Origin of the sequence: Nonomuraea sp. NPDC050547 (assembly GCF_044457345.1) — a bacterium.
Lineage (GTDB): Bacteria > Actinomycetota > Actinomycetes > Streptosporangiales > Streptosporangiaceae > Nonomuraea.
Window position 1 is genome coordinate 276,976 of record NZ_JBITGW010000001.1, and the last position, 15,520, is coordinate 292,495.

Genomic DNA, 15,520 nt, shown 5'->3' on the forward strand with positions numbered 1-15,520 from the left:
TGCCACCTTATCGCAGCGCCTTGTGGTCGAGTCCGCGGTAGGCCAGGTCGATGCGGGCCTTGTGGCGGGCGGCGCCGCGGGCGGGCAGGCTCCATTCGCCGTCGACCTCCACGAGGCGGATGCCGGGGGACTCCAGCCAGCGCAGGATGCACTCCGTCTCCTCCGCGGTGGCGGCGTGGGTGGGGCCGGGGCCGGGAATGACGGTTTCCGCCGCGGCGACCAGTGACTCCACATAGGGGACGGGGTGGGTGCCTCGGGCCATGACGCCGGCGGCGGCGAGGCGGCCGTAGCGGATGACGTGGATGTCCCAGCCGCCGTCGAAGGCGGGGCTCGCGGCGACCATCTGCGGGATGCCGGTCAGCGCGGACAGGCGTTGCATGCGCGCGGCGGCGCGGATGAACGTGGCCAGCCGGTCGCGGTCGACGGAGGCCTCCTCGTAGCGCTGCTCGACCGACAGGCGTTCCATGCGGGCGCTGACGGCGGTGTAGACGGCGCCGGCGTCGTGCTGCATGGCGCGTCTGGCGGCCTCGGTGTGCAGGGAGTAGTCGGCGGGGCTCTCGTGGCCGGCGCACGGGGCGCCGCAGCGGCCCATCTCGTGCAGGGCGCAGGCGGCGACGCGGGTGGAGGCGGTCAGGCGCTGGGTGCACTGGCGCAGGGGGACGGCCTCGTGCAGGGCCGTTCTGGCGTCGTCGGCGGCTCTGGCGCTGCTGAAGGGGCCGAGGTACGCGGCGTCGTCGTCGCGTACCTCGCGCACGATCGAGAGCCGGGGGAAGGGCTCCTGGGTCAGCTTGAGCCAGACGACCTTCTCGGGGAAGCGGGAGCGGCGGTTGTAGCGGGGTTTGGCGCCGCCGATGAGGCGCAGCTCGCGTACCTCGGCCTCCAGGGCGGTGGCGCAGACCACGTGGCGCACGCGTTCGGCGATGCCGATCATCTCGCGCACCCTCGGGCGGGTCTCACTGGCGGTGAAGTAGGAGCGGACGCGGTTGCGCAGGTTGTTGGACTTGCCGATGTAGAGGACCTCGCCGCGCTCGTCCTCGAACAGGTAGACGCCGGGGGCGTGGGGCACCGACTCGGCGAGGTGGCGCTTGCGCTGCTGCTCGGGCGTGGGGGCGCGGACGAACGACTTGAGCTCCTCCAGCGTGTGGACCTGGAACGAGCCGGCCCGGCCGATCAGGCCGTGCAGGACGTCCACGGTGGCCCGAGCGTCCTGGAGGGCGCGGTGACAGGGCTCGGTGGGGCTGCGGAAGAAGCGGGCGAGCGTGCCGAGCTTGGCGTTGGGCACCTCGTCGCGGGTGAGCACGCGGCGCGCCAGGTCGACGGTGTCGACCACCGGGTTGAGCGGGGGCGGATAGCCGAGCGCGGCGCAGGCGGCCTTGATGAAGCGGGTGTCGAACCCGGCGTTGTGCGCGACCAGGACGGCGCCGCTGACGAACTCCAGGAAGCTCGGCAGCACCGACTCGATGCGTGGCGCGGCCACGACCATGGCGTCGGTGATGCCGGTCAGCACCGAGATGAACGGCGGGATCGGTCCACCCGGGTCGACCAGCGTGGAGAACTCGCCGAGCACCTCGCCGGCCTTGACCTTCACCGCGCCGATCTCGGTGATCGCGTGCTCGGCGGGGGAGCCGCCGGTCGTCTCAAGGTCGAAGACGACGAACGTGACTTCGCTGAGGGGAGTGCCTAGCTCGTCGAGAGTGCCTTGAACCGCGTCCACGACCCAAGACCATAGAAGGGAGGACCGACAGTTATCCGCCCGCATCCCCTGTCTCACCGATCGCGCCGGGGGTTCGGGAGCGTACCTGACCGATAAATCCTGATCTTTCGTTAGTCTCCTATCTATGTCCGGGGGACGACTCGCCAACAGGTACGCCCTGATCCGGCCGCTCGGCAGCGGCGGCATGGGCCGCGTCTGGCTGGCACGAGACGAGATGCTTGATCGCGAGGTCGCGGTCAAGGAGCTCACGCTGCCCGAACACCTGGCCCCGCGCGAGCGCCACGAGGCCGTGACCAGGGCGGTACGCGAGGCGCAGGCCACCGCCCAGCTACGCCACCCGGGGATCGTCGCGCTGCACGACGTCATCGTCGAGCACGACCGGCCCTGGCTGGTGATGGAACTGCTGCGCGGCCGCGACCTCGGCGCGCTGGTGGCCGCCCAGGGGCCGTTGCCGCCCGCCCAGGTCGCCCGCATCGGCGCCGAGACGCTCGACGCGCTGTCGGCCGCCCACGCCCGCGGCCTGCAGCACCGGGACGTGAAGCCGGGCAACGTGTTCCTGACCGACTCGGGCCGCGTGGTGCTGACCGACTTCGGCATCGCCCGCCAGGAGGGCCAGGCCACGCTGACCGAGCAGGGGCTGATGATCGGCTCGCCCGGCTTCATCGCGCCGGAACGCCTGGAGGGCCACCCGGGCGGCCCCGCCAGCGACCTGTGGTCCCTGGCCGCCACGCTCTTCCTGGCGGCCGAGGGCAGCCCCGTGTACGACGGGCCGGTGGCCGAGCGGATCAAGAACACGCTCACCAGGCCGCCCAGGCCCGCCCGCGGCCAGATCGGCCTCCTCCTGGCCGCCATGCTCGCCCGCGACCCCGCCGCCCGCCCCGACGCGGCCACGGCCCTGCACGCGCTGCGGCAGCTTGCCGCCGGCCAGAACCCCGAGCTGCCCAGAGGCCACGACGCCACCGTGCCCACGCGGCGCAAGGGCCGGAGCCGGGCCTGGATCTGGATCGCCGCCGCGGCCGCCGTGCTGCTGGTGGCGGGCGTGGGCGGCTTCTTCCTGCTGCGGCCGGGGGAGAACGCGCCGCCGAGCGCGTACAACGTGCCGCTCGACCTGTGCAAGCTGCTCACCCCGGAGGAGGTGGGCACGCTGCTCGACACCCGCCAGGCGCCGGCGGTCAAGCCGTCGGCCGACGAGGTCGGGCCCAAGTGCGGCTGGACGCTGCAGGGCACCGGTCTCGGACTGCAGGTGCAGAAGGACTCCGACACCCCCGACCCCTGGCGGATGACCTCCGCCACGGCCGGACGCCTCCTGACCAACCAGGAGCGCTACTGGAACCGCTCCGGCAAGCTCCAGTGGACCTGGCCGGAGATCGGGGTCAAGCAGAGTCTGCCCGCCAGCCGCGGCGCCATCAGGAAGGTCACCGCCCCGGGAGAGGGCGGCTTCGCCTTCGAGCTGTCCGGCAAGACCGGGCGGATCCACAGCTCGTTCGTGTTGTTCAGGACGGCGAACCTGGTCGTGCAGGTCGAGTACACCACGATCAACAACAAGCCCACGGACGTGGAGATCAGGAACACCGCCCAGAAGGCCGCCCAACTGGTCGAGCAGGGGCTGCGCCGTGCGGGCTGACGGCTCCTATCTCCTCGCCGGCCGCTACCGCCTCCTCGAGCGGCTCGGCGAAGGCGGCGCGGGCACGGTCTGGCGGGCGCTCGACGAGACCCTGCACCGTTCCGTCGCGGTCAAGCAGGTCAGGGTGCCGGGCGGGCTGAGCCCGCACGAGCGCGCCGAGTTCGCCCACAACGCCATCCACGAGGCCAGGGCGGCGGGACGCCTGCGCGACCCGGCCATCGTGCTCATCCACGACGTGGTGCTCGACGGCGACCAGCCGTGGATCATCATGGACCTGTCCACGGGCCGCTCGCTCGACAAGGTCGTCAAGGAGCACGGCCCGCTGCCGCCCGGCCTGGTGGCGGGGATCGGGCTGCGCGTGCTGTCGGCGCTGGAGACGGCGCACGCCGCCGGGATCGTCCACCAGGACGTGAAGCCGGCCAACATCCTGCTCGACGCCGACGGCACCGCGATGCTCACCGACTTCGGCATCGCCGCCCCCGTCGGCGGGCGCGGCGACCGCTACGGCAGCGCGGGCTCGCCCGGCTACATGGCGCCGGAGCGGCTCAACGGCCACGCCTCCGGGCCGGCCTCCGACCTGTGGTCGCTCGGCGCGAGCCTGTACACCGTCGTGGAGGGGCGCCCGCCGTTCGAACGGGCCATGCCCGCCGCGGTGGCCGCAGCCGTCCTGCTGCACGAGCCGCCCTTCCCCACGCGCGCGGGCCCGGAACTGGGCGGGTTGCTCATGGCGATGCTGGCCAAGGAGCCCGCCGCCCGGCCCACGGCCGCGCAGGTCCGCACCGCGCTGTCGGGCGGCCCGCCGCCCCGGGTCCAGGCTTCCGGGCCGCGCCGGCGCCGATGGCTGCTGCCGGCCGTGCTCGCCGCCGTTCTCGTGCTGGGGGCCGGGGTCTGGTACGGCGTGGCCGTACTGACCGCTCCGGACGCCGGAAGGTACGCCACCGCCCCCGACCCGTGCACCCTGCTCCCCGCGGCCCAGGCGGCCGAACTGCTGAAGACGGCGGCCAAGGCCGAGCGCACCCGCGAGGGCGAGTGCCGCTGGCGGGTCTGGCGGGGTTCGCGGCCGGCCCGCGAGCTGACCGTGCGCACCCGTGCCGAGCAGCCCCGAGGGGGCCTGGACGGGCCGGGCGCTGCACGCACGCTGTTCGACGCCGACCGGGTCAACAGCAACGCCTCGAAGGGGACCACGTTCCGGCTGACCACCGGCGAGGTCGCCGACGTGCCCGGGGTGGGCGAGGCGGCGTTCGCGCAGTCGACGTTCAAGAGGCACCTGACGGGAAGCAACGGGCAGGCCACCGCGCGGGTGCTGTTCCGCGACAGCAACCTCATCGGGGAGGTCCTGGTGTACGAGCAGGACGCCCGCGAGGTCGGCGCGGATGACAAGGACCTGGCCGCGCGGGCCGCGAAGGCCGTGGCGGGCGCCCTGAGGGGCTGATGCGTATGGGACGGAGCGTAAGGGGCTGATACCTGCAAGTGCCTTGCAAGCCCCATGACTAGCATGTTTCCCCACCGTTCCCGGGCAAGTCAGGAGTGACGCAGTGAACCCCGGTAGCCAGTTCGAGCCGCCGACCAACCCGTACCGCGGACCGTTCGAGCAGCCGACCATGCCGCCGGCCCAACTGCCCCCGCCCCGGCGAAGGAGCTGGATCGTCGCCCTGGTCGCCGCCGCGGTCGTGGTGGTCCTGGGCGCCGGCGCCGTGGCCGCGCTCGTGCTCACGGGCAAGGTCGCGCTGCCCGGCACCCGGCCGCCCGCGGCCAAGCCGACGGGCGCGCCTTCCGGCTCGGGCTCGGGCAAGCCGGCGGCGCCGTCCGCGCTCGACGTCTGCGCGATGGTGCCGGGCAAGGAGACCGAGCGGCTGGTGCCGGGCGCCACCGTCAGCGGCGACTCGCGCGACACCCCCGACTCCTACACGATCTCCTTCACCTGCAACTGGGCCAACCGCCGCATCTCCTACAACGAGTTCTGGCGCAGCCGCGAGATCGACATCCGCGTCGAGCAGCACAAGGGAGACGGCGCCAAGACCGGCCGTTCCATGGCCCAGAGCTCCTACGAGCTCAACCTCAGCAGCGCCAAGTACCGCGAGACCGCCAAGCCCGAACTGCGCAAGGACGAGAAGGAGTACATCTCCCCGATGCGGGAGGTCCCGGGCGTGGGCGAGGGCGCCTTCGTCCAGTACACCTGGCGGCGCTCCGGTGACCTGCTGTGGTACTCCTTCGGCGAGGCCCAGGCCAGGAACGGCGACATGACCGTCAAGGTCAAGTTCCAGGCCAGCCAGCAGCCCAAGGACGCCAAGATGCTCACGAACGAGGGCACCAAGTCCATCAACGAGGAGAACGCCCTGCGCGAGGCGAGCGCCCTGGTCGGCCACGTGGTGAAGGGCATGGCGGCCTGGCAGGCGGCCAACCCGGACGTGCTCGCCCAGCCCAAGCCCAAGGTCTCCGCGTCGCCGACCGCCCGGCCCACGCTGTCACCCACGCCGGTGGCGGTCTTCCCGCCGGTGTGCCAGAAGGTCGCGCGGGTGGCGCTGGAGCTCGTGCCGGAGGGCGAGACCCGCGCCCGCGCCGCCGAGGCCGGCCAGGAGCGCCAGAGCGAGTGCCGCTGGCTGAACAAGAAGATCCCCATGGAGGGCGCGGGCTACAAGCTGCGCAGCGCCATGGTCACGGTCCACGAGTTCACCAACCGGGCGGGCGCCGAGGACCAGGGCGCGGCCAGGGGCATGTACGCGCAGAAGCGCGGCGCCAACCAGGAGATGGGCTTCGGCGGCATCACCTGGAGCAAGATGACGGACATCAAGGACCTGGGCGACGGCGCCTTCAGCCAGTACGTCAAGTACCAGAAGGGGCTGCTTCACAACGGCAGCGGCACGATCGTCCTGCGCGTCGGCGCCAAGGTGGTGCTCGTGGACTACGCCGGCGTGGACGTCCCGGAGGGCGCCGCGCCCAACACCGCCAAGGCGCGGCTGCTGGCCGAGCGGGAGGCCCGCGAGGGCGCGCTCAAGCTGGCCCGCGCCTTCGCCGCGGCGATGAAGGAACAGCCGATCGGCAGTTGAGGTTCCTGCAACTGGGTTGCAAGTGCGATGACTAGGGTTGTCAGCCAAAGTCACGCTTTGCCCAGCACAGGGGCCTGGGCAAAGCGCGGCTTGCCTCATCGCCTGACGACGAAGGGCTCCAGCAGCCCCGGCACCGCGACGGACGCCGTGCGCAGGCCCTCGTCCTGGGCGACGTCCAGGACGTCGTAGTGGCCCTTGCCCGCCGCCGTGGTCGCCGAGACCGTCAGCAGCCCGGCCCGGCGCTGGAAGAACGACTGGCGCACCGTCCACCCGACGATGCCCGAGCGGTCCAGCGCCACGGTGCTGCGCAGCGCCGAACCCGACCGGGTGAGCAGGTGCCTGGGCCCCAGCCCGTGCCCCAGCCCCCGGTACGCGTCCACCGCGAGCCCCAGCGCCACCGGCAGGGCCACGACCGGCGCCGCCCAGGCCCAGACCGGCACCCACGCGAACACCGCGTCCAGGACGCCCACAGCGGCGGCCAGCACCACCACGTACGCCACGGCCCAGCGCAGCCGCCTGAGCCTGGCCGCGCGCGGGTGGCGCAGCAGCACCGGGTGCCGCTCGCCGGGGAGCGCGCCGTAGACGGCCGCGGCCACCTTCCAGGCCAGCTCGCGCGGCATGGGCGGGGTGAGCGCCGCCACGTCCTCGGTCTCGTTGTCCTCGGCCTTGCGCAGGCCTGTCGCCACGGCCTTCACCTTGGCGCCGCCGCCCAGCCTCAGCAGCAGCGGCTCCGCCACCTCCACGCCGCGCAGCCGCCGCTCCTCCAGCGTCAGCGAGCGGGTGGTCAGCAGGCCGCGGTGCAGGCGCAGCCGTCCCGGCTCGCGCTCCAGCCGGTAGCGTCCCCACGTTTCGGCGAAGAGCCCCAGCGCCCCCACGAGGCCCACGAACGCGTTGGCGCCGACGAAGGCGAGCACGGCCAGCCACGGGTGCGTCCGCACCCACGACCACGCCTCCTTCAGCGTGCCGTCGCTCACCAGGTTGAAGCCGAGCGCGTCGAGCAGCTTGTAGAGCGCTCCGGCCACGATCGCGCCGCCCACGAACGTCCAGATGCTCAGCGGGGCGTACCTGATCCAGGCCCAGTCCAGCCGCGCCACCGCCGCGTCGGCGGATTCCGCCGTCTCCGCCCGCGGGCGCTCTCCCTCCAGCAGCGTACGGCGCAGCGCCTCCGCCTCCGGCCTGACCAGCGGGTCGAGGGTCAGCTCCTTGGTCTCGCCGGTGTGCTCGCCGGTGCCGATCTTGACCACGGCCAGCCCGAACGCCCGCCGTACCGGATCGGCGGTGATGTCCACGCTGCGCACCCGATCGAGCGGCACGGACCGGTGGCGGCGCTCGGCGATGCCCGAGCGCAGTTCCAGGCGCTCGCCCGTCAGCCGCCAGCGGGTGGTGCGCAGGCGCAGCACGTCGTAGACGGCCACGGCGGCCATGATGACGACGGCGGCGAGCGCGCCGACGCCGACCACGGCGGCGAACGACCAGTCCTGGCCGAGCAGGATCCGGCCGAGCACCACGACCACGGGCACGATGATGGCCACCGACATCACCGTCGAGGCGGCCACGCTCCTGCTCGCCAGTTTCCGCCAGCCGTCCTGCTCGGGCAGGACCTCCTGTTCGTCCGGCACGGCGGTCATGTGGCGTCTCCGGGAGTGGCCTGGGTGATCGCGGTCAGGCGCTCGGCGAGGCGCGCCGCGAGCTCCTGGTCGAGCGCCTCGATCTTGATGTGGCCGGCGGCCGAGGCGGTGGTCACGGTGACGTCGGCCAGCCCGAACAGCCGTTGCACCGGCCCCCGCGCGGTGTCGACCGTCTGGATGCGCGACATCGGCGCCACCCGCCAGGTGTGGGTCACCCACCCCTGGCGGGTGTAGACCGCGTCGTCGGTGACCTCCCAGCGCTGCACCCGGTAGTACGCACGCGGCGCCACCAGGGCCAGCACCAGGCAGATCAGGACGAACGCGGCCACCACCAGCCCCAGCCACAACGGCCGGTCGGAGAAGAACCAATAGGCGGCCCCGGCGGCCGCGGCGAGCGGCACCGCCAGCAGCAGCGACTGAACCGTCCACCAGGAGACGGCCCTCGGGTCAGCCTGGTGGCGCGGCGGGCGCAGGGCGAGCGTGCTCATCTCAGGCCTCCCTGTTCTTGGCCGCGCTCGTGGCGGCCAGGAGCGCCGCGCCGAGCACGCCGAGGACGATGCTGGCGAACACCTCGTATCCGCTCAGGAACGACAGCCTGTTGACCAGCAGCAGGTCGTGCGCCCAGCTCCACCAGCCGAACAAGGTATTGATCACGCCGCCCGCTCCCTGCAGCAGGAGGAGCCAGCCGGCTATCTCGAGGACCACTCTCATGGCTCCAGCCTGGCCCCGCGGCCCTTGACGCCGCCTCGGCCGTAGGTTGAGCGAGACATCGACTTTGGTCGCTGTCCTTCTGTCGTAGGAAGGCTCTAACCTCGGGAAACGATGAAGGAGTCGGACGGCGCCCGGTCACCCGGGCAGGAATATCGATGGGCGCTGCCCTCGGTCCTGCTCGGTGACGGCGAGGAGGGGCGGCCGGTCAAGCGCTCGACGCGCGACTGGATCGTCGACACGCTCATGTTCGTGCTGGCCTGCGGCCTCACGCTGCTCACCCTGCCCGAGATCAGCCGGGTTCCCGAGCCGCTCCAGGCCACCGAGCAGGTGGTCGGCGCGCTGGCGTGCGCGTCGCTGTGGCTGCGGCGTCGCTGGCCGGTCACGCTGGCGCTGGCGCTCACCCTGCTGTCGACCGGGCTCGTGCTGGTGGGCGGGGCCTCCGCGGTGGCGTTGTTCACCGTGGCCGTGCACCGGCCGTTCAAGATCTCCGGCCCGGTGGCGCTGGCGAACCTCGTCACGCTCTTCCCCTTCGCCTACTTCCGGCCCAGCCCCGACCTGGGCTTCTGGGGCAACTTCACGCTCGGGGCCTCGATCGTGACCGTGCTGTTCGCGTGGGGGCTGGTGGTGCGCGCCAGGCGGCAGCTCGTCTGGTCGCTGCGCGTCCAGGCCGACACCGCGGCCGAGCAGGCCAAGCATCTCGAACGCGAGCGCATCGCCAGGGAGATGCACGACGTGCTCGCCCACCGCCTGTCGATCCTGAGCCTGCACGCGGGCGCGCTGGAGTTCCGCCCCGACGCCAAGCCCGCCGAGATCGCCAAGGCGGCCGGCGCCATCCGCGAGAGCGCCCACCAGGCCCTGCAGGACCTGCGCGGCGTGATCGGCGTGCTGCGCCACGCCGCGGGCGACGACCCCGTCCCCGACCGCCCGCAGCCCACGCTCGCCGACCTCAACGCCCTGGTCGCCGAGTGCCGCCGGGCGGGCATGGACGTCGCGCTGATCCTGCCCGACCGGGAGGGCGTCCCCGACGCGCTGGGCCGCAACGCCTACCGCATCGTCCAGGAGGCGCTCACCAACGCCCGCAAGCACGCCGCCGGCGCGCCGGTGACGGTGCGGGTCTCGGGCGGTCCCGGCGACGGCCTCACGGTGGAGGTGCGCAATCCGGTCGGGGTACGGCTCGGCCCGCGCATCCCCGGCGCGGGGGCCGGGCTGATCGGCCTGACCGAGCGCGCGGAACTGTCCGGCGGCCGTCTGGAGCACGGCCCGCGACCCGATGGGGATTTTCTGGTGAAGGCATGGCTACCGTGGACGACATGACCACCGCTCCGATCCGCGTACTGATCGTCGACGACGACGCCCTGGTCAGAGCCGGGCTCTCGATGATCCTTTCGGGGGCGGGCGACATCGAGATCGTCGGCGAGGCTGCCGACGGCGCGCAGGTGCCGCCGAGCGTGGCCGAGCACCGGCCCGACGTGGTGCTCATGGACATCCGCATGCCCGGCGTCGACGGCCTGGCCGCCACCGAGGCCCTGCGGGCCACCGCGTCGCCGCCGGAGGTGGTGGTGCTGACCACGTTCCACGCCGACGCCCAGGTGTTGCGGGCGCTGCGGGCCGGGGCCGCCGGGTTCCTGCTGAAGGACATTCCGCCCGGCGACCTGGTGGCGGCGATCCGCAAGGTGGCGGCGGGGGAGCCGATCCTGTCGCCGGTGGTCACCCGGCAGCTCATCTCGCATGTGTCCGACGGGGGCGTGGGGCAGCGTACCGACCGGGCGCGGGTCCTGCTGGCGCGGCTGAGCGAGCGCGAGCGGGAGGTGGCCGTCGCGGTGGGGCAGGGCAGGTCCAACGCGGAGATCGGGGCCGAGCTCTACATGAGCGTGGCCACGGTGAAGGCGCACGTGTCGCGCATCCTCACCAAGCTGGAGCTGAACAACCGGGTCCAGATCGCGCTGACCGTCTACGACGCGGGCCCCTGATCCCCGGCGAGTATCCGCTCGATGGCGGCGCGGTGCATGACCAGGTCGTCCGGGTCCTCGGGGTCGGCCTGCTCGCCGAAGTGGATGCGCCGCTGCCAGACGCGGGCCATGATGATGCCGTGCCGGAGGGCGGCGTACATCTCGTAGAAGTCCATGTTGCGGGGCTCGTAGCCGGTTAGTTCCTGATATTTCCGACAGACGTCGTCGCGGCGCATGAAGTCTGGCATGCCGGGCAGTTCCAGCATTTCCGCGATGTCCTGGAAGAAGCGGTGCAGGAAGATCATCCAGCCGAGGTCGAGCTCTCGCGGGGCCGCGGCGGCCATCTCCCAGTCCAGCACGGCCACCGGGCGGAAGTCCCGGTACATCACGTTGCCCGGCCGGGCGTCGCCCCAGGTCAGCACGTCGGGTCCGGGGTCCTTCGGCCAGTGCGCCTCCAGCCAGTCGAAGGCCCGCTCCAGCACGGGGATGCGGCGCCTGCCGTGCGCCCAGGCGTAGTAGGCGCGCTGGTCCTCCACATGCGCCCGCAGCCCGGCGGCGCCGAGGAAGGCCAGTTCGGCGGGGCGGACGGGCGTCTCGTGCACCGCCGCCAGGATGGCCACGGTCTCGTCCTGAAGCGTCCGCGCCCCCTCTGGCCCGGCCTCCAGCAGCCAGCCCTCGCAGGTGTACGGCATGACGTCGGGCGGGACCAGCCCCTCCTCGCGCTCCATCACGAAGAACGGCATGCCGAGCGGCGCCGGGTCCGGCTCGAACCACAGCGCCCGGGGCGCCGGCACGCCCGCGCGCTCACGGACCAGCCGCATGACCTCGAACTGGGCACCGAGATCATAGGCGGGGAAAACGGGCACCGCCTCGGCGGTCGGCGCCATGCGAGCGACGCACCGTGTGGGCTTTTCAGCCCATTCTGCTGTGAAAAATAACGTTTCGCTGGACATTCCGTTGCCCGAAGGACGCTCCAGCCCCGACACCGGTACGGCCCGGCCGAGCTTGGCCCCGAGCCACGCGGACACCCGATCGTGCAGTTCCTCCAGGTCACGCGTGGAGGTGCGCATCTGCTCCGTCACCCTGGACCTCCCTGGCCTGGCACAGTCGTATACCGCCAACCAAGCGCTTGTCCAGATGCAACGCACAGTTACGGTTAGGTACGCGGCAGCCGTACCCTTGACTGAAAGAGCAAGGCGCGAAGGGACACTACGGGATGAGTTCAGCCGGTGAAGGCCTGTCTCGCCCGCTCCCTGAGCAGGTAAGACTGAACGTCGTCGACCTCGCGGCGCAGGTCCTGGGGTCGATGCCGGCCGCCATCGTGCCTCCGCCGCTGCGCGGGATCGCCAGGTTCGATCCGCGCAAGCGCGCGAAGCTCGGCAGCGCGCCCATCGCCGCTCAGCTGGAGAGCGACAAGGAGTTCCGCGAGGCCGTCGCCGAGTCGGTCGCGGCCGGCTGGCCCGAGCTCGTCGCCGCGCTGGCCGAGGGCAACGTGCCGCCCGCCGCCGACCCCGTGCTGGTGGCCGCCGCCGCCTACCTCGCCCGCCCGCCCGGCTGGGCGGAGATGGTGGAGATGGCGCGGGCCGACCTGGAGCAGTCCGCCGTCGCAGCCGAGGGCTCGGCGCAGGAGCAGCAGGTCGTACGGCTGCGCGAACAGCTGGCCGGGGCGAAGACCGCCGCCAAGGAGGAATCCGACCGGCTGCGCGAGCAGCTCAAGACCGCCCGCGCCGAGAACTCGGACCTGCGCCGCAAACTCCACGAGGCCCGCGAGCGCGCCAAGGCGGCCGAGCAGCGCGTGAGCGCGGTGGAGCAGGCCGCCGTCGAGGTGAAGACCGCCGCCACGGCCGCCGGAAGCGCGGGCGAGGCCGAGCTGCGCCGGGTACGTGAGCGGCTGAGCGACGTGGAGAAACAGCTGGAGGCCTCCCGCCGGGCCGCGCGCGAGGGCAGGAGCATCGAGGACGCCCGCATCAGGGTCCTGCTCGACGCGCTCCAGGACGCGTCGGCCGGTCTGCGCAGGGAACTGGCCCTGCCCACCACCATCAGCCGCCCCGCCGACTCGGTGGCCGCGGTGTCTCCCGGCGCCCCCGGGGTCCGGGGCGTGCCGGCGCGTGCCCTGGCCGACGACGACCCGCAGCTGCTGGACCAGTTGCTGGCGTTGCCGCAGGTGCATCTGATCATCGACGGCTACAACGTGACCAAGACCGGCTACGGCAACTTCACCCTCGCCGACCAGCGCGCCCGCCTGATGACCGGCCTCGGCGGTCTGGTCGCCCAGACCCGGGTGGAGGTCACGGTGGTCTTCGACGGCGCCGAACTCAACTCACCCGTCCAGGTGGTGGCTCCCCGGGGGGTCCGCGTCCTGTTCAGCGCTCCGGGGGAGATCGCCGACGACGTGATCCGCCAGCTGGTCCGCGCCGAGCCGCCGGGCCGCGCGATAGCCGTGGTGTCGTCCGACCGCGAGGTGGCCGAGTCGGTCCGCCGCATGGGCGCCCGGCCCGTCCCCTCCGCCCTGATCCTGCGCCGCCTCGGCCGCGTCTGATCCCTCCCACGGCTCCTCGGTCTCGCACGGAAAAGTTGTCGTGCTCCTTGCCGGCTGCCACGTGACGCCTCTGGGGTGAGGGGTGTTCAGACCGGATTGGTCTGCCTGGGTGCGCGGGCGCCCCGGCTGGGCGTACGTTCCGATCTGCGCCCATCGGCGCGGCCGGCCGCTCGACGGGCTCCCTCAGCGGTCCCGGGCATCCGGACGGCGGCCGGTCGCGCGGTGGGGCGTCCGCTGTGCCCGCCGACGGGTCGCCCGTCGTTGTGCCTGGTGATGGGTGGGGGAGGTGGGGATGGTGGGGTGTGGGTTACAAATCAGGCTAAAGGCTGAGAACACACCCATCACTTCTGTACTATTTGCCCCCAGGTGTGATCACTGGGAGGCGACGCTGTGAGGTTTGGCCGGGTTTCGTTGGCGACTGGTCTGGCGATCGGGCTGCTGGCGTCGCCGGTCGGCGTGGCCGTGGCTGATCCCAAGCCCACGATCAAACAGGCCAAGGCGAAGCTCTCCCGCCTCAACAACAAGGCCGACCACGTCGTCGAGCGCTTCAACACCGCCACCGAGCGGCACAAGACCGCGAAGAAGAAGTACGGCCGGCTCAACTCCTCCTACAAGGACAAGCTGGCCACCGTCGCCCGCCTGAGGGCCCAGGTCATCACCATGGCGGTCAACGACTACCAGCTGGGCGCCGACGTGACCTCGTGGCCGGCGATGCTGGGCCAGGGCGACCCGATGAGCATGCTCAACGGCATGGCACTCACCGGCCAGCTCCAGGCGGAGCGGGCGGAGAAGCTGGCCGCGTTCGACCGGGAGAACAAGGGTCTCAAGACCGAGCGCGACCTGGCCCAGGACGCGCTGGTCGCGGCCGACGAGGAGCGCGACAAGGTCGAGAAGGAACGAGCCGAGATCCTCAAGCTGATCCAGGAGCAGAAGAAGCTCCTGCGTGAGCTCGGCGCGTACAAGTCGGGCGATCCCAACAGCACCGGCATCAAGTACACGGGCCCGGCCACGGGGAACGCGGCGGCGGTGCTGAAGTTCGCGTTCGGGCAGGTCGGCAAGCCGTACATCTACGGCGGCACCGGTCCGCGCGGGTACGACTGCTCGGGCTTCACCCAGGCCTCCTGGCGGGCGGCCGGCGTCTCGCTGCCGCGTACGACCTGGCAGCAGTGGGCGTGGGGGGCCAAGCGCCGGGTCTCGCTCGACGCGCTGCGCCCCGGTGACCTGATCTTCAGCGAGGGCCTCGGCCACGTCACCATCTACGCGGGCAACGGCAACATCGTGCACGCGCCCCAGACGGGTGACGTCATCAAGGTCGTCAAGTTCACCTCGTACGGCAGGCGCGTCGTGGGCGCGATCCGGCCCTGAAGCCCCGGCCGGCGTTACGGCCTGCCGTACCCGAGCATGGTCCGCAGCAGCTCCTCCACGGCCGGTGAGCGGCCGGGCGCGGGCAGGACGGCGGCGAGGACGCGGCGCGCGGGCAGGGCCGGATCCGGCCGCAGGAGCCTGATGTCCGGGCGCAGGGCCGCGCCGCCCGCGATCGACGGGAACACCATCACCCCGACGCCGGCCGCCACGAGGCCCTGGCGGCCGTTCCAGTCGTCGCACAGGTGGCTGACGCGCGGCGGCGCCCCCAGCGCCGCGGCGAGCTCCGACAGCGGCCCGAGGCAGTCGGGGTGGCTGCCGTCGATCCAGGCCTGACCGGCCAGCGCACGCAGCCGCACGCTCTCCCCGGCCGCCAGCGGGTGGCCTTCCGGCAGCGCGACCAGCAGTTCGTCGTCGAGCAGCGGCACCAGTTCCAGGCCGGCGGGCTCGGGGTCCCACGAGGTGAGCAGCGCGAGGTCGGCCTCTCCCGCGAGGACGGCGGACGCGCCGCCGCCGCCGACGGTCAGGGACAGCTCGACCGCCGGGTGACGGGCGGCGAAGACGCGAAAGCACTCGGGCACGAACGCGGTGACGGCGCTCGGGAACGCCTGTACGCGCACCCGCCCGTGCTCGCCCGACGCGTGCGCGGCCAGCCGGGTCTCCAGCAGCGCGATCCCGTCGAGCACGTGCGCGGCCTGCTCCAGGGCGGCCTGCCCGGCGCCGGTGGGCCGTACGCCGCGTGGCAGGCGGTGGAACAGCAGCACCCCCGACCGGCGCTCCAGCGCGGCGATCTGCCGGGAGACGGCCGGCTGGGTCATGGACAGCGCCTCGGCGGCCGCCGAGAACGACCCGAGCCGTCCCACCTCTGACAGCACCTTCAGCGACCAGACGTCAAGCATGCATGGAGCTTATGTCTTTCATGCCGAACCCGCAGTGGTGCGCATGG

General features: G+C 72.5%; 13 protein-coding genes. 7 read left to right on the top strand and 6 right to left on the bottom strand.

Going from position 1 to position 15,520, the window contains the following annotated elements:
- Positions 1-7 precede the first annotated feature (7 nt).
- Positions 8-1,714: a DEDD exonuclease domain-containing protein gene (locus ACIBHY_RS01305; protein ID WP_397245712.1), complete on the bottom strand. Its 1,707-nt coding sequence runs from the start codon at positions 1,712-1,714 to the stop codon at positions 8-10.
- A 124-nt stretch (positions 1,715-1,838) separates the two neighbouring features.
- Here ACIBHY_RS01305 and ACIBHY_RS01310 point away from each other — a divergent pair, with 124 nt between their 5' ends.
- The 3 genes from ACIBHY_RS01310 to ACIBHY_RS01320 all read left to right on the top strand — a co-directional run bounded on the left by ACIBHY_RS01310 (position 1,839) and on the right by ACIBHY_RS01320 (position 6,385).
- Positions 1,839-3,338, top strand: a complete 1,500-nt coding sequence (locus ACIBHY_RS01310; RefSeq protein WP_397305576.1) for a protein kinase — start codon at positions 1,839-1,841, stop codon at positions 3,336-3,338.
- Positions 3,328-4,770, top strand: coding sequence for a serine/threonine-protein kinase (locus ACIBHY_RS01315; protein WP_397245716.1), 1,443 nt, complete (start codon positions 3,328-3,330; stop codon positions 4,768-4,770). The genes ACIBHY_RS01310 and ACIBHY_RS01315 overlap by 11 nt, the downstream gene beginning before the upstream one ends.
- Before the next feature lie 103 nt (positions 4,771-4,873).
- Positions 4,874-6,385, top strand: a complete 1,512-nt coding sequence (locus tag ACIBHY_RS01320) for a hypothetical protein (protein WP_397305577.1) — start codon at positions 4,874-4,876, stop codon at positions 6,383-6,385.
- Between the two features lie 95 nt (positions 6,386-6,480).
- Here ACIBHY_RS01320 and ACIBHY_RS01325 read toward each other — a convergent pair whose 3' ends face one another.
- The 3 genes from ACIBHY_RS01325 to ACIBHY_RS01335 are packed head-to-tail and all read right to left on the bottom strand — an operon-like array spanning position 6,481 to position 8,724.
- Entirely contained in the window at positions 6,481-8,013 is a 1,533-nt protein-coding gene (locus ACIBHY_RS01325) for a PH domain-containing protein (RefSeq protein ID WP_397245720.1), read from the bottom strand.
- Positions 8,010-8,501 carry a PH domain-containing protein gene (locus tag ACIBHY_RS01330; protein WP_397305578.1) on the bottom strand — a complete coding sequence of 164 codons (492 nt, stop codon included), beginning with the start codon at positions 8,499-8,501 and terminating at the stop codon, positions 8,010-8,012. Before ACIBHY_RS01330 ends, ACIBHY_RS01325 begins: the two co-directional genes overlap by 4 nt.
- Position 8,502: 1 nt before the next feature.
- Entirely contained in the window at positions 8,503-8,724 is a 222-nt protein-coding gene (locus tag ACIBHY_RS01335; protein ID WP_397245724.1) for a hypothetical protein, read from the bottom strand.
- Positions 8,725-8,835: 111 nt separating this feature from the next.
- On the opposite strand from ACIBHY_RS01335, the gene ACIBHY_RS01340 reads away from it, so the two are divergent.
- Both ACIBHY_RS01340 and ACIBHY_RS01345 read left to right on the top strand, forming a co-directional pair.
- The gene (locus ACIBHY_RS01340) at positions 8,836-10,038 is read left to right on the top strand and encodes a sensor histidine kinase (RefSeq protein ID WP_397245726.1); all 1,203 of its coding nucleotides are present in this window, start codon (positions 8,836-8,838) and stop codon (positions 10,036-10,038) included.
- Positions 10,035-10,694, top strand: a complete 660-nt coding sequence (locus tag ACIBHY_RS01345) for a response regulator (protein WP_397245728.1) — start codon at positions 10,035-10,037, stop codon at positions 10,692-10,694. The genes ACIBHY_RS01340 and ACIBHY_RS01345 overlap by 4 nt, the downstream gene beginning before the upstream one ends.
- Here the strand turns inward: ACIBHY_RS01345 and ACIBHY_RS01350 are convergent.
- Positions 10,676-11,755 (bottom strand): phosphotransferase family protein, encoded by a 1,080-nt coding sequence (locus ACIBHY_RS01350; protein WP_397305579.1) that lies wholly within the window; start codon positions 11,753-11,755, stop codon positions 10,676-10,678. The genes ACIBHY_RS01345 and ACIBHY_RS01350 overlap by 19 nt on opposite strands.
- Before the next feature lie 134 nt (positions 11,756-11,889).
- On the opposite strand from ACIBHY_RS01350, the gene ACIBHY_RS01355 reads away from it, so the two are divergent.
- Both ACIBHY_RS01355 and ACIBHY_RS01360 read left to right on the top strand, forming a co-directional pair.
- Positions 11,890-13,212 carry an NYN domain-containing protein gene (locus tag ACIBHY_RS01355; protein WP_397305580.1) on the top strand — a complete coding sequence of 441 codons (1,323 nt, stop codon included), beginning with the start codon at positions 11,890-11,892 and terminating at the stop codon, positions 13,210-13,212.
- A 411-nt stretch (positions 13,213-13,623) separates the two neighbouring features.
- Positions 13,624-14,577 (top strand): NlpC/P60 family protein, encoded by a 954-nt coding sequence (locus ACIBHY_RS01360; protein ID WP_397245734.1) that lies wholly within the window; start codon positions 13,624-13,626, stop codon positions 14,575-14,577.
- Between the two features lie 14 nt (positions 14,578-14,591).
- On the opposite strand, the gene ACIBHY_RS01365 is transcribed toward ACIBHY_RS01360, so the two are convergent.
- Positions 14,592-15,473, bottom strand: a complete 882-nt coding sequence (locus ACIBHY_RS01365) for a LysR family transcriptional regulator (RefSeq protein WP_397245736.1) — start codon at positions 15,471-15,473, stop codon at positions 14,592-14,594.
- Positions 15,474-15,520 lie beyond the last annotated feature (47 nt).